Source organism: Porphyrobacter sp. ULC335, assembly GCF_025917005.1.
In the GTDB taxonomy this organism is placed as follows: Bacteria; Pseudomonadota; Alphaproteobacteria; order Sphingomonadales; family Sphingomonadaceae; genus Erythrobacter.
Map to the genome: position 1 here is coordinate 2,859,923 of NZ_CP078091.1, position 14,931 is coordinate 2,874,853.

17 protein-coding genes are annotated in these 14,931 nt (G+C 65.3%); 3 read left to right on the plus strand and 14 right to left on the minus strand.

The window, feature by feature from the left end:
- Positions 1–55: 55 nt before the first annotated feature.
- The 7 genes from KVF90_RS13720 to KVF90_RS13750 form a co-directional block, all read right to left on the minus strand.
- Positions 56–1,801 carry a methyl-accepting chemotaxis protein gene (locus tag KVF90_RS13720; protein WP_264392133.1) on the minus strand — a complete coding sequence of 582 codons (1,746 nt, stop codon included), beginning with the start codon at positions 1,799–1,801 and terminating at the stop codon, positions 56–58.
- A 239-nt stretch (positions 1,802–2,040) separates the two neighbouring features.
- Positions 2,041–4,068 (minus strand): alpha/beta hydrolase family protein, encoded by a 2,028-nt coding sequence (locus KVF90_RS13725; RefSeq protein ID WP_264392134.1) that lies wholly within the window; start codon positions 4,066–4,068, stop codon positions 2,041–2,043.
- Positions 4,069–4,155: 87 nt separating this feature from the next.
- Entirely contained in the window at positions 4,156–4,566 is a 411-nt protein-coding gene (locus tag KVF90_RS13730; protein WP_264392135.1) for an energy transducer TonB, read from the minus strand.
- The gene (locus KVF90_RS13735) at positions 4,566–5,183 is read right to left on the minus strand and encodes a 2-hydroxychromene-2-carboxylate isomerase (protein ID WP_264392136.1); all 618 of its coding nucleotides are present in this window, start codon (positions 5,181–5,183) and stop codon (positions 4,566–4,568) included. The genes KVF90_RS13730 and KVF90_RS13735 overlap by 1 nt, the downstream gene beginning before the upstream one ends.
- Complete coding sequence (locus tag KVF90_RS13740) at positions 5,180–5,821, minus strand: hypothetical protein (protein ID WP_264392137.1); 642 nt, start codon at positions 5,819–5,821, stop codon at positions 5,180–5,182. The genes KVF90_RS13735 and KVF90_RS13740 overlap by 4 nt, the downstream gene beginning before the upstream one ends.
- Positions 5,821–7,038 (minus strand): trans-sulfuration enzyme family protein, encoded by a 1,218-nt coding sequence (locus KVF90_RS13745; protein WP_264392138.1) that lies wholly within the window; start codon positions 7,036–7,038, stop codon positions 5,821–5,823. The genes KVF90_RS13740 and KVF90_RS13745 overlap by 1 nt, the downstream gene beginning before the upstream one ends.
- 11 nt (positions 7,039–7,049) lie before the next feature.
- Positions 7,050–7,625: a TetR/AcrR family transcriptional regulator gene (locus KVF90_RS13750; protein ID WP_264392139.1), complete on the minus strand. Its 576-nt coding sequence runs from the start codon at positions 7,623–7,625 to the stop codon at positions 7,050–7,052.
- 74 nt (positions 7,626–7,699) lie between these two features.
- Between KVF90_RS13750 and KVF90_RS13755 the strand changes: the two genes are divergently transcribed.
- Together KVF90_RS13755 and KVF90_RS13760 are read left to right on the plus strand one after the other, a co-directional pair.
- A complete protein-coding gene (locus KVF90_RS13755) occupies positions 7,700–8,107 on the plus strand; it encodes a hypothetical protein (protein WP_264392140.1) in 408 nt (135 codons plus the stop codon).
- A gap of 81 nt (positions 8,108–8,188) precedes the next feature.
- Positions 8,189–9,523 carry a phospholipid carrier-dependent glycosyltransferase gene (locus KVF90_RS13760; RefSeq protein WP_264392141.1) on the plus strand — a complete coding sequence of 445 codons (1,335 nt, stop codon included), beginning with the start codon at positions 8,189–8,191 and terminating at the stop codon, positions 9,521–9,523.
- A 51-nt stretch (positions 9,524–9,574) separates the two neighbouring features.
- On the opposite strand, the gene KVF90_RS13765 is transcribed toward KVF90_RS13760, so the two are convergent.
- The 7 genes from KVF90_RS13765 to KVF90_RS13795 form a co-directional block, all read right to left on the minus strand.
- The gene (locus tag KVF90_RS13765; protein ID WP_264392143.1) at positions 9,575–9,880 is read right to left on the minus strand and encodes a GIY-YIG nuclease family protein; all 306 of its coding nucleotides are present in this window, start codon (positions 9,878–9,880) and stop codon (positions 9,575–9,577) included.
- A gap of 37 nt (positions 9,881–9,917) precedes the next feature.
- Positions 9,918–11,012 carry a glycosyltransferase gene (locus KVF90_RS13770; protein WP_264392144.1) on the minus strand — a complete coding sequence of 365 codons (1,095 nt, stop codon included), beginning with the start codon at positions 11,010–11,012 and terminating at the stop codon, positions 9,918–9,920.
- A gap of 5 nt (positions 11,013–11,017) precedes the next feature.
- Positions 11,018–12,076, minus strand: a complete 1,059-nt coding sequence (leuB, locus tag KVF90_RS13775) for a 3-isopropylmalate dehydrogenase (protein WP_264392145.1) — start codon at positions 12,074–12,076, stop codon at positions 11,018–11,020.
- A 14-nt stretch (positions 12,077–12,090) separates the two neighbouring features.
- Positions 12,091–12,690 carry a DNA repair protein RecO gene (gene recO / locus KVF90_RS13780; protein ID WP_264392146.1) on the minus strand — a complete coding sequence of 200 codons (600 nt, stop codon included), beginning with the start codon at positions 12,688–12,690 and terminating at the stop codon, positions 12,091–12,093.
- A 210-nt stretch (positions 12,691–12,900) separates the two neighbouring features.
- Positions 12,901–13,188, minus strand: a complete 288-nt coding sequence (locus KVF90_RS13785; RefSeq protein WP_264392147.1) for a GIY-YIG nuclease family protein — start codon at positions 13,186–13,188, stop codon at positions 12,901–12,903.
- Positions 13,189–13,264: 76 nt separating this feature from the next.
- Positions 13,265–13,507 (minus strand): accessory factor UbiK family protein, encoded by a 243-nt coding sequence (locus tag KVF90_RS13790; RefSeq protein WP_264392148.1) that lies wholly within the window; start codon positions 13,505–13,507, stop codon positions 13,265–13,267.
- Between the two features lie 189 nt (positions 13,508–13,696).
- Positions 13,697–14,245, minus strand: coding sequence for a TspO/MBR family protein (locus KVF90_RS13795; protein WP_264392149.1), 549 nt, complete (start codon positions 14,243–14,245; stop codon positions 13,697–13,699).
- A 329-nt stretch (positions 14,246–14,574) separates the two neighbouring features.
- Here KVF90_RS13795 and KVF90_RS13800 point away from each other — a divergent pair, with 329 nt between their 5' ends.
- Entirely contained in the window at positions 14,575–14,778 is a 204-nt protein-coding gene (locus KVF90_RS13800; protein WP_264392150.1) for a hypothetical protein, read from the plus strand.
- The last annotated feature ends 153 nt before the right edge of the window (positions 14,779–14,931 follow it).

Here is a 14,931-nt window from a genome sequence, read left to right on the forward strand (position 1 = left end):
TCCGCAGCCCGGCGTATTTCGGGGCGCAGCGACCCCGCCGTGCCGCATGCGTGGCTCACGCCGCCACCCGCAAGCCGCCCCACGCGTGGTCCTGCCCCGCCTGCTCCAGCTTGAACTGCGCGACCAGCCCGGCCAGCTCGCCAGCTTCGTGGGCGAGGCTTTGCGCGGCGGCTGTCGCCTCCTCGACCATCGCGGCGTTCTGCTGGGTCACGCGGTCCATGTCGCTGATCGCCTGATTGATCTGGGCGAGGCTCGATGCCTGGGTGCTGGCCACCTCGGCGATGTTCGAAACCTCGGCCTTGATCTCGCCGACCCGCGACACGATCCCGCCGAGCAGCGCGCCGGTCTCCCCCACCAGCGCCACGCCTTCGCTGACCTGCGTGCTGCTGGTCTGGATCAGCGCCTTGATCCCCTGCGCCGCCTCGGCCGAACGCTGGGCGAGCGCGCGCACTTCGTTGGCGACCACGGCAAAGCCCGCCCCCGCCGTACCCGCCCGCGCCGCTTCCACCCCGGCATTGAGCGCGAGCAGATTGGTCTGGAAGGCGATCCCGTCGATCACGTCGATGATCTGGCGGATCTGTTCGGCAGAGCTTTCGATCGCCGCCATCGCCGCGACCGCACGGCGCACCACCGCGCCGCCTTCGGTGGCCTGATCGTGGGTGCCGGACATCGCCGCCTGCAACCGCGCGGCATTGGCGGCGCTATCCTGCACCAGCGATGTCACCTGGTTCATGGTGGCGGCGGTTTCCTCAAGGCTGGCCGCCTGCCGTTCATTGCGGGTCGCCAGATCGCTTGAGGCGCTGTGGATCTCGCGCGCGCCGGTGCCCACCCCTTCGGCGGTCTGGCGGACTTGCTGCATCATCGAAGCGAGCCGCTCGACCGAGGTGTTGAAGGCACCCCGCAGCGGTTCGTATTCCGGGGCAAGCTGGCAAGTCATGCGATGGGTGAAATCGCCATCAGCCAGCCGCCCGAGCGAGGCGCCAAGCGCATCGACGACTTCCTGCTGACGCACCGCATTGATCTTTTCCGCCCGCGCCGCGCCGCGGAACACCTCGATCGCGCGGGTCATGGTGCCGACCTCGTCATCGCCATGCACCGTGCGCTCGCCCGCTTCCAGATCGCCGCCGGCCATGCGCTCCATCACCGTGGCTGTTTCGCCGAGCGGCCAGATCACCCGATTGCGCAGCAGCACCAGCGCCCCGGCAACGCCCCCGCCCACCATCAGAACGGCGAGCAACAGCAGCGCAGTGGTGCCGGCCAGCGTGGTCGCGGCGTCATCTGCCAGCGTCTCCTGATGCGCGGCAGCATCGTTGACGAGCGTATCGATGTGCTGGCGATGTTCGGCATAGACCTTGCCCATGTCATCCGCCGCGGCATCAAGCGCAGCCCGGTCGCCGCGCTTTGCAGCCGGGATCAGCACCTGTTCGACCAGCGTCCAGAATGCCTTGCCGTCATCACGCACGGTTCTGGCAAAGCCTTCACGCAAAGCCGGTTCCAGATCGGAGGCCGCCCAGTGGCCGGCGCGGGCGTAGAAATCCCGCTTGAGCGCTTCAAGCCGCTTTGCGCGGACCCCGACCGTGGCGGGGTCACGCACCAGCAGGTTCGTTTCCAAATAGGCTTCGAGCAGGTATCCGGGCGGCGGCAGGATATCGGCGTTGAATTCGTGCAGCTGCTGGTTGGTGCGGTGCATCTCGCCGCCGAAGCGGATCGCATTGATCGAGAAGGCGGACAACAACGCGGCGACGCCGATGGCACCAGCAAGAACGGCGGCACCTTTCCTGGCAAGCTTGCGGATCGACATGGGGTAACTCCGAATTCTGAAGGCTTTTCTTGGCGACTGTCGCCAGCCAATACCCACCGGAGGCTCTTGCAGACCTTTGCAAACAGTCAGGGGGATTTACGTAGCAAAATCCCCTGCCCCAATTCGGGTCAGATCATAACATCCTATTATTTTAGTGTGTTGATCCGTATTCCTTACAGTCATTCGATCAATTCAATCAGAGTTATCGATGCATTCGCTGCACTTGCGGCAAGGCTGACCTACTCTGCCGCCAAGGCGACGGTCTGCGGCGTTGGATCGGCCGGATTGTGTTCATCAAGGAAGCGCTCCAGCGCCTCGAACCAGCTTTGCGCGCTTTCGGGCTTGGAAAAGCTGTGGCCTTCGTCCTTGATCACCAGCGTCTGCGGCGGCACTGGCGCAGAGCGGGCGGCTTTCTCGAAGATGTTGAACTGGCTGATCGGCACGTTGTTGTCCGCGGTGCCGTGCGCCAGCAGCACGGGGCGCGAAAGCTGTGCAGCCACGCGGTAGGGCGAGACCGCATCGAGATCGAAGGTCTTTTCCCCCCGCACCCGAGACTGCCACGCCTTGCTGGCGCGCGCCGTGAGGTAGCGCCGGTCATAGCGGAGCATCTTGTTCCAGTCGGTCACCCCGGCCCAGCTCGCCGCGCAGCGATAGCGGTCGGGATTGCGCAGCACCGCCCACAAGGCGGCGTATCCGCCATAGGAGCCGCCGACGACACAGACCCGCTTGGGATCGGCAATCCCTTCGGCCACGGCCCAGTCCATCGCATCGTCGACATCGTCCTGCATCCCGCGACCGACCTGCCCTTCGCCCAGTTCGAAGAAGGCATCGCCATAGCCACCCGATCCGCGGAAATTGGGCTGGAGCACGGCATAGCCGCGATTGGCGAGCAGCTGGACCTCGTCATTATATTCAAGCTTGTCGCGCACGCCGAACGGCCCGCCATGGGGCATCACGATCAGCGGCAGGCCCTTGGCCTCGCGCCCACGCGGCAGAGTGAGATAGCCGCGGATCAGCGTTCCATCGCGCGCAGTGTATTGCACCGGCCTGGGCTTGGCGAGCGCCTTGAAATCAATCGCCGGGCGGTATTGGGAGATTTCCTTGAGGATCTGGGCGGCAGGCTCGTAAAGGTACAGCAGGCCCGGATCGCTCTCGTTACCGGCATAGACCAGCATCCGCGAATTGTCCTCGGACCGGCTGATGATCCACACCTCGCCATCACCCAACGCCTTGCGCAGCGAGCGGTATTGCCGGGCTGTGACGGGATCGAACCAGTGCACCTCGTCACGGTCGGCGGTGTAGAAGGCGGCAAAGGGCTTGCCATCGCGCAGGGTTGCGCTGTCGATATCCCAATCAGGATGTTCGTAGATGGTCTCTACAGCCTCGCGCGTGGCGAAGTTGAAACGGCGCAGGCCGACGCGGCCATTCTCGCCCTCGGACAGAACATAGCCTTCATCCGATCCGTTGATGATCTGGAGCGCGTCCCAGTACCCATCAACCGGGTCGCCTTCCTTCAGCCGCGCCACCAGTTCCAGAGAGCGCCCTTCGCCTGAGCGGTAATAGATCTTGAGCCGGCCGTCCTTCCAGCCGCTACCCATGCGCACCACGCCCTGATCGTCGGCGACCCAGTTCCACACGCCATCGCGCGGATCCTGCACCGTCGAAATCTTGCCGCCGGGCACAAGTTCGTGGCGCATCACGGACGGATAGTCATAAACCGTCGGCTGGATGGCGACGAGGATGTAGGATCCGTCCTTGGCGTAGTGGATGACATTGTCACCTTCGACGACTTTACTGCGCGGAAACATCGGGGCCATTTCGCCGCTGGCAATCTCGACCAGGATCAGGCGGGTGTAGCGGACCTCGTCACCGAAAAATTCGCCGGGGGTGGAGACCGAAAGCAGCAGCTTGTCGTTGGTGACCCAGCGGTACCACTCCACATCGTCGGCAGGATCGGTGCCGAAGGCGCGCACCAGCTTGCCGGTATCGGTTGCGGTAATGATGAACTGCGTCGCGCCGCCAGACTGGCGCATGAAGGAGAACATCGAACCGTCAGGCGAAAGCTTGGTGTCCCACAAGGCAGGGCGTCCGGCGAACTGGCTGGCGGGAATGCGCGGCGGCGGCGCTTCGAGCGGGACCGTGGCAGCCGGTGCTTGTGCGGCGGGCGCTTCAGGTGATGCGGCGTCCTGCGCGGCGGCCATGCCCGAGCCAAGCGACACGGCGGCAAGCCATGCCAGCCCGGCCAGAAACCGGTCGATTTTCGTCATGCCCCTTCGCGTCCCCTGTGCGTCCCCGATTCGCCAAGCCTATGATTTGGCGCGAAGTTGGCAAGAGAATTGCGACGTCCTGAAGGGTCAGTCCTGCGGCGAATCCCAATCCGCGGGCTGGAAGCGAAGCGGCAGGCGAAACACATCGCCCGCCTGCACTTCTGCCCCCATGTCGAGGCGCGCAGCCGCGACGGCGTCGCGTGCGGGGGCCGTGAAGACGGGATGGTCGCAGTCGGGCACGATGTTCTGCGGCACGCCTTCGGCATTGACGGTGAAGCTGACCATGCAGCGCCCGCCGATGTCGTTGCGCAGCGCCTCCACCGGATAGACAGGCCGCGGCGGGACGCGGAATCCGGGTGGCGCGGCAACCGGTGGCTCGGGAACGTCCGAAGGGGGCGGCGGACTATCCACTGCAAGCGCAGCGGGCGGTTCAGCGGCGAGCGACGCAGGCGAAAGCGCCGCCAGCAGACTGATCGCAAGGCAAGCCCGACGCATCATCAGCCCTTCGCCAACAGGTCCTCGATCTGGCCGAGGCGTTCCTTGCCGAAGAACATTTCACCCTGACCTTTCGGCCCCACGAACATCGTCGGGATACCAAAGGCCCCGCGCGCCACGACCGCGTCGGTGTTGGCGACAAGGCCCTGCTTGACCTCGTCGGTCTGCGCGCGGGCGAAGAGATCGGCGGCGTCAAATCCGGCGGCAGTCACCGCGGCACCGATCGCTTCGGGCGAGGTGACATCGATCCCTTCCTCCCAGATCGGCTTGAGCAGCCCTTGCGCGAACTGCACCCCGCGCCCGTCCTGATCGGCAGCGTAGAGCATCCGCTGGAGCAGGATCGAATTGAACGGGAACTGCGGGTGGAGGCGATACTTGCCGAGACCATGCTTCGCGATGAAGCGCTGCATCTCGAGCATGGCGTACTCGTTCTTGCCCTTCACTTCGGCGTCACGGATCATCGGCGGAGCATTGCCGGTAAGCTTGTGCATCCCGCCGAGGAATACCGGCACAACGTCCAGCTCCGCCTCGTAACGGTCGAGCAATTCGCGCAGCGGCCACCAGATCAGGTAGGCATTGGGCGAGACGAAATCGAAGACGAGTTCAACGCGTTTTGTCATCGATTGATATCCCTGTAGTGGCAGCTGAGCGACAGCAGATCACCGGCATCCCACGGGCGGCGCGGGTCGCTCGCGATTTCGAAGAAGTAGTCCTCGCTGGCGGGTTTGAGGCTGCAGCGGTGCTCCTGCGCGAATCGCTGCAAGGCGGGAAGGTCGCCGTCCTTGCGGAGGAAGAGTGTCACGCCTTCATCGACGCAGCACCCGATGAAGCCTGCGCGCATGTCCTCGGCTATCACCACGGCTACGCCATGGCCGAGGAACCGCAGCGGTTTACGAGGGTGGGACCATGCATTGTAGTCCTGCTCGCCATCGAAGGAGGCGCCGACCAGTCCGGCCTCGCGCAAGGGAGTGAAGACACTGTCCGGGCGCGGCATATCGTCCGGCCCGTCCAAGCCGCCGATCCCGCGCACGACTGCGCGCACCGCATCGGCGAAGGCCCGCTCGGCCTCCGGCACGCTCAGCGCTGGGGGAACAGTAGCCGCCCCGACGGGCGAAGCGTCTGTCTGAGGGGTCTGCTGGGTTGCCGGGGCGCGGGCAGCGTCGGCCGATGATGCCCCCGAAGCAGACCGGGCCGCCGAACTGTCGCACCCGGTCGCCATCAAAGTCGCCAGTGCGAGAACGATACCATGCTTCATCATCACATCCCCGCCTTGGTAAGCGCCTGATCCATGTCCTCGGTGAGGTCGGCGATGTCTTCAAGGCCCACGTTGATGCGCAGCAGGCCTTCGGTCACGCCCATCGCGGCGCGCGCCTCGTCAGTCATGCCGGCGTGGGTGCTGGAGGCCGGGTGGCACATCAGGCTGCGGGCATCGCCGATATTGTTCGAGATATCGACCAGCTTGAGCGCATCGAGCAGAGCGAAGGCGCGCGCGCGGCTGCCCACGTCGAGCGCGAAGATCGGGCCGGTCGCGTCCATCTGCGCCAATGCGAGGTTGTGGCGCGGGTGGCTCGGCAGGCCGGGATGGAGCATATGCCCTCCCGCCGCCGTCACCCGCGGTTCGAGGAACTGGCCCAGCGCCACGGCCTGCTCGCTCTGCTTGAAAGCGCGCAAGGGCAGCGTCTCCAGCCCCTTCAGCACCACCCAGGCGTTGAAGGCGGAGAGCGTCGGCCCGGTGTTGCGCTGGAACGGCATCAGCACCTCGTCGATCCATTGCTTGCTGGCGCAGATCGCGCCCGCCAGCACGCGGCCCTGCCCGTCCATCAGCTTGGTCGCCGAGTAAGCGACGACATCCGCGCCGAACTCCATCGGGCGCTGCAAGACCGGTGAGGCGAAGGCATTGTCGACCACGCTGGTGATCCCGTGCGCCTTCGCAAGCCCGCAGACGTAAGCAAGATCGACGATATCGAGCGTGGGGTTGGCGGGGGTCTCGAAGAAGAACACCTTGGTGTTCGGCCGGATTGCGGGTTCCCACGCGGAATTGTCGGCGCTGTCGATGATGGTGACCTCGATGCCGAACTTGGGCAGCAGGGTGTCACACAGCCAGCGGCAGCTGCCAAAGGCGGCGCGCGCGGCCACCACGTGATCGCCTGCGGACAGCTGGCACAGCAGCGCCGCGGTCATCGCCGCCATCCCGCTTGCTTGCGTGCGGCACGCCTCAGCCCCCTCCATCAGCGCGATGCGTTCTTCCAGCATGGCAAGCGTGGGGTTCTGGAGCCGCGAATAGGTCATGCCCTGCGCCGTGCCGGCAAAGCGGTCGGCGACCGTCTGGGCGTCGTCGTAGGTGTAGCCCGAGGAGAGGAACAGCGCCTCGCTGGTCTCGCCATGTTCGCTGCGCCAGGTTCCGCCGCGCAGCGCGCGGGTTGCGGGGCGCCAGTTTGCCGTGGCGGCGCGGTCCATGCCGGTGGTCTTCTTCATGGGGCGCGTCTCTAGGACGCTGCACGCCCGCCCGCAAGCAGGCCCGCCTCGATTCCGTCACGCGCGGTTTGCGCATGACCGATCGTGGCGAGCATCAGCGCACCTTCGATCAGCGTGAGCAGATAGCGCGCACCTCCTGCCGGATCGGGGTCATCTGCGGGCATCTGCCCTTCCAGCCAGCCGAGCAATTCGGTCATCATCGCTTGCGCGGCGGGCTGATAGCCGGGCACGCCGCGCGCCGCGCCCGCGACGATTTCCCACCACAGCTGCTGGAACGGGCGCATCTCCTCGCTGCGGGCGTGCTTGAGAATGCGCGCGAGTGCCTGCCCGCGCGTGGTGGCGCGCGCGTCCGCCGCCATCGCCGCGTCAATCGAAGCTGCATAGCTGCGCGCGAGAAAGCCGAGCAGATCGGCGATCAGCGCTTCCTTGGTACCGAAGTGGTAAAGCAGCATCCGGTCGGACGTCCCCGCCACCTTGGCCAGCGGTCGCAGGCTCGCCTGCCCCAGCCCCTGCGCCAGCACCGCCTGCGCGAGCAGCGGGAGGAGTGATTCCTTGCTCATCGGCGGCTTGAGTGACGGCTTGGGCATGGGAGCTTGTAGCAAGTGCTACGCCCTGTTACAAGCTGACGTAGCACTCGCTACAGAGTCGCAAGGAGACCCCTATGCCCGAGACCCTCACTCCCTTTCTCGCCCTTGCCGGGGGCGGACTGGTTTTTGCCGTCGTCGCCGTCCTTTTCATCGTCCTGCGTCCCGATGCGCCGGGCAATGCCGTACTGGCGGGTGCGCTCTCCGCAGGCTTTGCCGCATTCACCGCCGTCACCATCGCCGCCGAAGGCGTGCTGCCAGTGGTGCTCAACCACACCAGCAACCTGTGGGGCGTGCAGGTGTGGTATGATCTGCTGTTCTCGCTTTCGGTCGCGGTGTTCCTGATCCTGCCGCGCGCACGGGCGGCTGGGATGAACATTCCGCTGTGGATATTCCTGATCCTCGCCACTGCCAGCATCGGCCTGCTCGCGATGTGCGCGCGGTTGTTCTGGCTTGAGCAGCCGCGCGAAACAGCAGTCGCGTAAATATAATCGACGCCGGAGGGCGTGTGGACAACAAACACACCCTTGCGGCCACGGCTGCCCCTGCCTAACGCGGGGCCCGCCATGGCCGAGCCGCAAGCGTCCCCCACCCACACGACACACACGCCGCCACACCCGCGCGATCCGCTGGGGTGGTGTCTGGCACTGACCGGCCTGTTTGCCCTGCTGGCAGGCTGGCGGTTGGCGACCCCTTCGATCCTCTATTTCGACGAGGTTCATTACATCCCCGCCGCGCGCGAAATCCTTGCGCTGCTTACCGAGGGACAGGGTGCCTATCGCAACCGCGAGCATCCGATGCTCGCCAAGGAGCTGATCGCGATCGGCATGGCGCTGTTCGGCGACAATCCGCTCGGCTGGCGGGTCGTGCCGTGGCTGAGCGGGGTGCTGGCCTACTTCGCCGCCCTGCGCGCGCTGTGGCATGCCAGCCAGGACCGGTTCGCGACTCTCGCCTTCGGCGTGCTGCTGGCGACAGGCTTTTCGCTGTTCATTCACGCGCGCATCGCGATGCTCGACATCGTCATGGCGGCGAGCCTTGCGGTGGCCGCGTGGCAATTCGCCGTCGCCTGCGCCCGCCCGGAACAGGGCCGCATCCGCCTTGCCCTGACCGGCGTGGCGATCGGGGCTGCGCTGGGGGCCAAGTGGAACGCCATTCCGCTGGCAATGGTGCCGGGGATCACCTTCTTCATTGCCCGCGCCTTTGCCGGACGCCGCCGCCTGTTCCTCAGCCGCCGTGGCGCGCCGGTGCCGGGAGTGACGCTGGTCGAGGCTTTCGTGTGGCTCGGGATCGTGCCGCTGGCGGTCTACGCACTGACTTTTGTGCCGGGTTACTGGCTTTCTGCCCCCCTCCATCCCTCGCCACTGGCCGAACAGGGCTTCATCGGTCTGCACCGCGAGATGTTCGAGCTGCAAAGCCAGCTCAAAACCCCGCACCGCTACATGAGCTCGTGGTCGCAATGGGTGCTGAACACCCGGGGAATCTGGTATCTCTACGAGGCCATCGACGGCGCGCAGCGCGGCGTGCTGCTGATCGGCAATCCGCTGACGATGCTGCTGGGTCTGCCTGCGCTGCTGTGGTGCCTGATACGCGGCATGTGGGTTCGCGACTGGGCGCGGCTGGCGGCGGCGCTGGGCTATGCGGCGAGCCTCGGCCTATGGTTGATCGCGCCCAAGCCGGTACAGTTCTACTACCACTATTTCGTGCCGAGCTTCTTCCTGCTCGCCGCACTGGCGCTGACATGCAGCGATTTGCGCCGTGTGCCCTACGGCAAGTGGCTTGCGTGGGGCATCCCGGCAGGATCGGTGGCGATCTTCGCGTGGTTCTTCCCGATCATCGCCGGCACACCGCTGGTGGGGCCGGACAGCTATCTGGTCTGGGCCTGGCTTGAGGGGTGGAGATAACGCTTTCTTCTTCGTCATTGCGAGGAGCGCAGCGACGAAGCAATCCATTGCCTAACCGTTCAGGCCAAAGAACAGATCCAGCCATTCAGGATTAGCAGCCTCGATCAACGCGATCTTCTTCGCCCGCGAGCCACCCTTGATCTGCTTTTCCCGAGCAATTGCGTGCTCCATTGTGGCGTGCAGTTCGAACCAGACGAGCCGCTTGCAGCCGTGTCGCTGTGTGAAGCCGGCAATGGTGCCCTCACGGTGCTGCCAAGCGCGCTGCGGAAGATCGGAGGTCACGCCGACATAGACCGTGCCATTCTTGTGGTTGGCCATAATGTAGACGGCGGGTTGAAAATCGCGCGGTCGGGCCATGGATTGCTTCGCTTCGCTCGCAATGACGAGTGGTTACCTAAAACCTACCCCACACGAAGCGGCTCGACAGGGCGTAGTTCCAGACGGATCCGACCACGATGCCCGCCAGTGCGGCGGCGGCCCAGAACACGCCTTGCCCTTCGAGGAAGGTCGCAATCGCGACATTGGCGAAGGCGCCGATCGCGCAGGTCGCGATGAAACCCAGCCAGCCGCGCAGCAGCGCCGATACGCCCGTCAGCCGCTTGTCGCGGTAGGTCAGCCAGTTGTTGAGCCAGAAGTTGAAGCTCATCGCCACCAGCACCGCGGCCGTCTGCGCGATGGCGAAGCGCTCGCCAAAGGCAAACAGCAACGCTGTCAGCACGGCGAAGTGCACCACCACGCCCAGCGCGCCGACAGTGCCGAACAGGGCGAAGCGGGTCGGGATCACCTTGCCAAGGGTCTTGTCGTACAGCCCGGCGAGGAAATCGAACAGAATGGCGCGGTCCAGCTTGCTTTCTCCTTCGCGCCTTGCCGCGAAATTGAGGGGGAATTCCTTGACCTTCATGGTCGTGTCCGAGGTCGCCAGCAGATCGAGCAGGATCTTGAAGCCGATCCCCGACAGGCGCGGCACCAGCGTGCGGGCGGTGGCGGCGGGGAGCATGAAATATCCGCTCATCGGATCGCTGAGGTCAACGCCGGTGATCTTGCGGGCGAGCGCATTGGCATAGGTCGACAGCTTCTCGCGCTCGGGCGCGGCCCAATCGGCGGTGCTGGCGCCTTCGGCAAAGCGGCTGGCGACGCAGATTTCCGCCTCACCCGATTTGAGCGCGGCGAGCATGCCGGGCAGCAACGCAGGATCGTGCTGGTGGTCGGCGTCCATCACGGCAACGTACGGCGCGGCGGTCGCGCAGAAGCCTTCGATGGCGGCGCTCGCCAACCCGCGCCGGCCGATGCGCTGGATCACCCGCACACGCGGGTCGGTGAGTGCAATTTCGCGCGCCTCGTCTGCCGTGCCGTCCTTGCTGTCATCATCGACGATGATGACTTCCCACAAGGCCGCAGCGCCGATGGCACGGTCGATCCGCTCGACCAGCGGGCCGAGATTGCCCCGCTCGTTGAGGGTGGGCAGGATGATGGCGAGGTCGAGGCTCATGGCCGTCAGAGCCGCTCGCGCACTGCGGCGCCGATGGCTGCCGTGCCGTGGCTGCCGCCCAGATCGCCGCCGAGGATGCCATCGGCAAGCGCCTTGGCCACCGCGCTTTCGATCCGCGCAGCCTCGGCCTCGCGACCGAAGGAGTGGCGCAACATCATCGCGGCGGAGAGGATCGTCGCCATCGGGTTGGCCTTGCCCTGCCCGGCGATATCCGGCGCGCTGCCGTGGATGGGTTCGTAGAGACCAAAGGTGCCGTGCGCGGTCTGACGCTCGCCCAGCGAGGCGGACGGCAGCAGGCCGATAGAACCGACTGCGGCACTTGCAAGGTCGGAGAGAATATCGCCGAACAGATTGCCGGTCAGCACCACGCCGAAGCGTTCGGGGTGGCTCACCACCTGCATCGCGGCGTTATCGACATACATGTGGTCGAGCGTGACTTCGGGGTATTCCGCCCCCACTTCCAACACCACATCGCGCCACAATTGGCTGGTTTCGAGCACATTGGCCTTGTCGACGCTGGTGAGCGGCAGGCCTGCCGTCTGCGCCGCGCGGAAGGCGACATGGGCGATGCGGAGAACCTCGCTTTCCGAATAGGACATGGCGTCCCACCCCTCGCGCTCGCCCGCGTCATTGGCGCGCTGGCCCTTGGCGCCGAAATAGACGTCGCCGGTGAGTTCGCGCACGATCAGCATGTCGAGACCGGCGGCGATATCGGCGCGCAGCGGTGAAAGATGCTCCAGACCCGCAAATACTCGCGCCGGACGCAGATTGGCGAACAGGCCGAGATGCTTGCGCAGGCCAAGGATCGCCTGCTCGGGCCGCAAATGGCGCTCCAGCGCGTCGCACGAGGGATCACCCACCGCGCCGAACAGCACCGCATCGGCCTCGCGCGCCATCTGGAGCGTTTCTTCGGGCAGCGGGTGGCCGTGACGATGATAGGCCGCGCCGCCGACATCGCCGCTGAACAGCGTCAGACCGGGGAGCCCCAGCGCTTCAAGCACAGCGACCGCTTCGGCCGTGACTTCGGGGCCGATCCCGTCACCGGGCAGGACTGCAATCTTCATGGCCAAGCTGTCTTTCACCCCATGCGCGCCAACCGTTCGGTCAGCAGCCTTCGCGCGCCCATAACATCGCCCCTGTGGCCTGCAAGCAGGTAGTGCGAAAGCTGGCGCTCCAGCACGGCCAGCGCGGCAAGCTGGGACGGCAGATCGGGCGCGTCCGGCGGCGTGCCTCCGCCATAGCCGAGTTCGCCCAAAAGCAGGGTTTCATAAGCGATAAGCCCGCTCACCCAGCCGCGCGCGGACGGAGCAATCGCAATCGCCGCCAGCAGCGCATCGAGCGCCTGAAAAATTCCGGGATAGGCCTGACGCTCGGGCAGGACGGTGGCGGTCAGCCCGCAGGCCCACTGGATCGCGGCGGCGGGCAAGGGCTCGGTCATCATCGCCGCGCGCGAATGTTCCAGTTCGAGCCGCGCGAAGGGAAGCTGGTTTGCCGCGCGGGTGGTCAGTTCCAGCGCCACGCGGTTGCCCGGCACCATCACCGCCCGCATCTGCCGCCCGCGCCCGCCCGCCACATAGGCGGCGACGAGGCCGTGCTCGGCAGTCAGCAGACGCGCAATGGCCCCCGTCTCGCCCTGCTGGCGAGCGGCGAGCAGAATGGCGGATGCGCGCAGGTTCATCTGAGCGATTCGTCGCCCCTGCGCAGGCATGCCACCGCAGCACCCCTCTTCGTCGCCCCTGCGAAGGCAGGGGCCCATCCGGCGTTTGTAGAATGAAGCAAGTGTTCCGTTCCGCACGGCGTAGGCCGAGACAGGATACATTCTGCATCACCCCCCGCAAGCCTATCTTGGCCCCTGCCTTCGCAGGGGCGACGAGATTTGACGGGGCGCTCAAGCATTGATCGTCTCGAACAGGTCAAGCCAATCAGGGTTATCCTTGCGGATCAGGCGCAGCTTCCACTGGCGCTTCCACTTCTTCATGGCTTTCTCGCGAGCGATGGCATCGGTGATCGCCTCGTGGCGCTCTGCGTAAACCAGCCGCTTTAAACCGTACTTGCGGCAAAAGATCGAGCCGCGACCTTCCCGGTGTTCATAAACCCGCGTGGCGAGATCAGCGGTCACGCCAATGTACAGCGTGCCATGCGGACCATTTGTCATGATATAGACCCAGCCACCCATCGCCCCTCATTAGAGGCTTAGTGGCCTGTCCGCCAGCTTGCCTGGGCCCCTGCCTGCGCAGGGGCGACGAAGGTGGCTACTTCTTGGCTTCCAGCGCGGCCAGCCGGGCTTCCAGCGCATCGGCCTGTTCGCGCGCCTTCTGGGCCATCGCCTTGACGGTCTCGAATTCCTCGCGACTGACGAAATCGATGCCGCCAAAGGCTTCGCGCAACCGCTCGCGCGCGCCTTCGCGGGCTTCGCGGCTCATGCCCGCCATGGTTCCGGCGGCGCTGTTGGCGAGTTTGACGAGGTCGGCGATGATCGGGTTCTGGCTTTGCATATTCTCTTTTTGGGGCTGCTTGCACCGAAGTGCAAGCACCTCCTCGCTCACACGATCTGAAGATCGCGTCGCTGCGGGCGGAGTCCTTGTCGGCCTATCGCTTTGCTACTTGAGGCCGGTCGGCCTTATGATCGGCTTACATGATCGGCTTACGCCGCCTGTGGCTTGCAATACTCGCTGCCAAACGCCTCACAATTCGACGCGGGTCTCCGCGCCGTTCGCGCCTTGCGCGCCGCCATCGGGGTTGGAGACGATGAACTGGTAATTGAGCACCCCGGCAAAGCACAGCCACGCCAGATAGGGCAGCAGCAGCAGCGCCGCCGCGCGCCGCACGCGACACACCAGTGCCATCGCGACAAGCAGGCTGGCAATGCCGAAGCCGAGCACCATCAGCGCCGAGATCATGTCCTGCATCCCGAAGAACACCGCCGTCCAGCTCTGCGTCACGAGGAAGTGGATCGCGAAAGCAATCAGCGCGATGCCCCGCCCGTGTGCGCCCCAAGCGCTTGCCACCAGCGCCAGCGCGAGGCCGATCAGCATGAACAGGATCGACCAGACGATCCCGAACAAGACCGGCGGCGGATAGATCGCGGGCTTCTCCAGACCGGCGAACCACGGCGTATCGGGCCCGCCCAACTGCCCGGCAGCAAATCCGATCAGCAGGATCAGCGGCACCATGAACAATGCCCAGCGCAGGAAGCTCGCACGCAATTGGGCAGGGGAAGCAAGAACGTTCATGGATTCTCCAGCTGTCCGCCAAGCGGGAGCGACGCGATAACAGAGCCGACGCCCAGAGCCAAATAAAGGCATCCGAAAGCGCGGCGGAACGTCAGAAATTCCCCCCGGATCGCCCCGAAGTGGGCCACTCCAAATCCCCTCAGCCGAGGGGGCGGACAAAAATGTGGTAAAAATTGGGCAATTCGTCACGAAACGCTTTGGGGTCTGCGAAACTGTCTGCTAGAGGCTGCCTTATTCCTGCCGTGATTCGAAAGCGCGTTGGCGGCGGGGAGTTATAATAACGCGCTTAGCTCATCACCGGCCCGCAAGGGTCGATAGGGGAATACACCATGAAGAAGATCGCTCTCGTCGCTGTCGCCGGCCTCGCTCTCGCCACCGCCGCTTGCTCGAAGCCGGCTGAAGAAGCTGCAACCGAAGCCGACACCACCGCTGTTGCTGAAGAGCCGGCCATGACCGAAACCCCGGCCGCTGACGCGACCGACGCGATGGTTGCCGAAACCCCGGCCGCTACCGAAACCCCGGCTGCTGAATAATCCTTCGGGATTACCAGCCCCGGCCTAGGTCGGGACAGGGAAAGATTAAGACCGGTGGCAACCTTGGGTTGCTGCCGGTCTTTTCTTTTGGGCACTGCCCCAATTCGATCACCCCTAGCCGAGCGCTCCAAGCGCAACCGCCAGCCCGAGCGC

What these genes read in the sequence shown, in the direction of transcription:
- KVF90_RS13720 (WP_264392133.1), bottom strand. Translation starts at nt 1,801, where the DNA reads ATGTCGATCCGCAAGCTTGCCAGGAAAGGTGCCGCCGTTCTTGCTGGT.
- KVF90_RS13725 (WP_264392134.1), bottom strand. Translation starts at nt 4,068, where the DNA reads ATGACGAAAATCGACCGGTTTCTGGCCGGGCTGGCATGGCTTGCCGCC.
- KVF90_RS13730 (WP_264392135.1), bottom strand. Translation starts at nt 4,566, where the DNA reads ATGATGCGTCGGGCTTGCCTTGCGATCAGTCTGCTGGCGGCGCTTTCG.
- KVF90_RS13735 (WP_264392136.1), bottom strand. Translation starts at nt 5,183, where the DNA reads ATGACAAAACGCGTTGAACTCGTCTTCGATTTCGTCTCGCCCAATGCC.
- KVF90_RS13740 (WP_264392137.1), bottom strand. Translation starts at nt 5,821, where the DNA reads ATGATGAAGCATGGTATCGTTCTCGCACTGGCGACTTTGATGGCGACC.
- KVF90_RS13745 (WP_264392138.1), bottom strand. Translation starts at nt 7,038, where the DNA reads ATGAAGAAGACCACCGGCATGGACCGCGCCGCCACGGCAAACTGGCGC.
- KVF90_RS13750 (WP_264392139.1), bottom strand. Translation starts at nt 7,625, where the DNA reads ATGCCCAAGCCGTCACTCAAGCCGCCGATGAGCAAGGAATCACTCCTC.
- KVF90_RS13755 (WP_264392140.1), top strand. Translation starts at nt 7,700, where the DNA reads ATGCCCGAGACCCTCACTCCCTTTCTCGCCCTTGCCGGGGGCGGACTG.
- KVF90_RS13760 (WP_264392141.1), top strand. Translation starts at nt 8,189, where the DNA reads ATGGCCGAGCCGCAAGCGTCCCCCACCCACACGACACACACGCCGCCA.
- KVF90_RS13765 (WP_264392143.1), bottom strand. Translation starts at nt 9,880, where the DNA reads ATGGCCCGACCGCGCGATTTTCAACCCGCCGTCTACATTATGGCCAAC.
- KVF90_RS13770 (WP_264392144.1), bottom strand. Translation starts at nt 11,012, where the DNA reads ATGAGCCTCGACCTCGCCATCATCCTGCCCACCCTCAACGAGCGGGGC.
- leuB (WP_264392145.1), bottom strand. Translation starts at nt 12,076, where the DNA reads ATGAAGATTGCAGTCCTGCCCGGTGACGGGATCGGCCCCGAAGTCACG.
- recO (WP_264392146.1), bottom strand. Translation starts at nt 12,690, where the DNA reads ATGAACCTGCGCGCATCCGCCATTCTGCTCGCCGCTCGCCAGCAGGGC.
- KVF90_RS13785 (WP_264392147.1), bottom strand. Translation starts at nt 13,188, where the DNA reads ATGGGTGGCTGGGTCTATATCATGACAAATGGTCCGCATGGCACGCTG.
- KVF90_RS13790 (WP_264392148.1), bottom strand. Translation starts at nt 13,507, where the DNA reads ATGCAAAGCCAGAACCCGATCATCGCCGACCTCGTCAAACTCGCCAAC.
- KVF90_RS13795 (WP_264392149.1), bottom strand. Translation starts at nt 14,245, where the DNA reads ATGAACGTTCTTGCTTCCCCTGCCCAATTGCGTGCGAGCTTCCTGCGC.
- KVF90_RS13800 (WP_264392150.1), top strand. Translation starts at nt 14,575, where the DNA reads ATGAAGAAGATCGCTCTCGTCGCTGTCGCCGGCCTCGCTCTCGCCACC.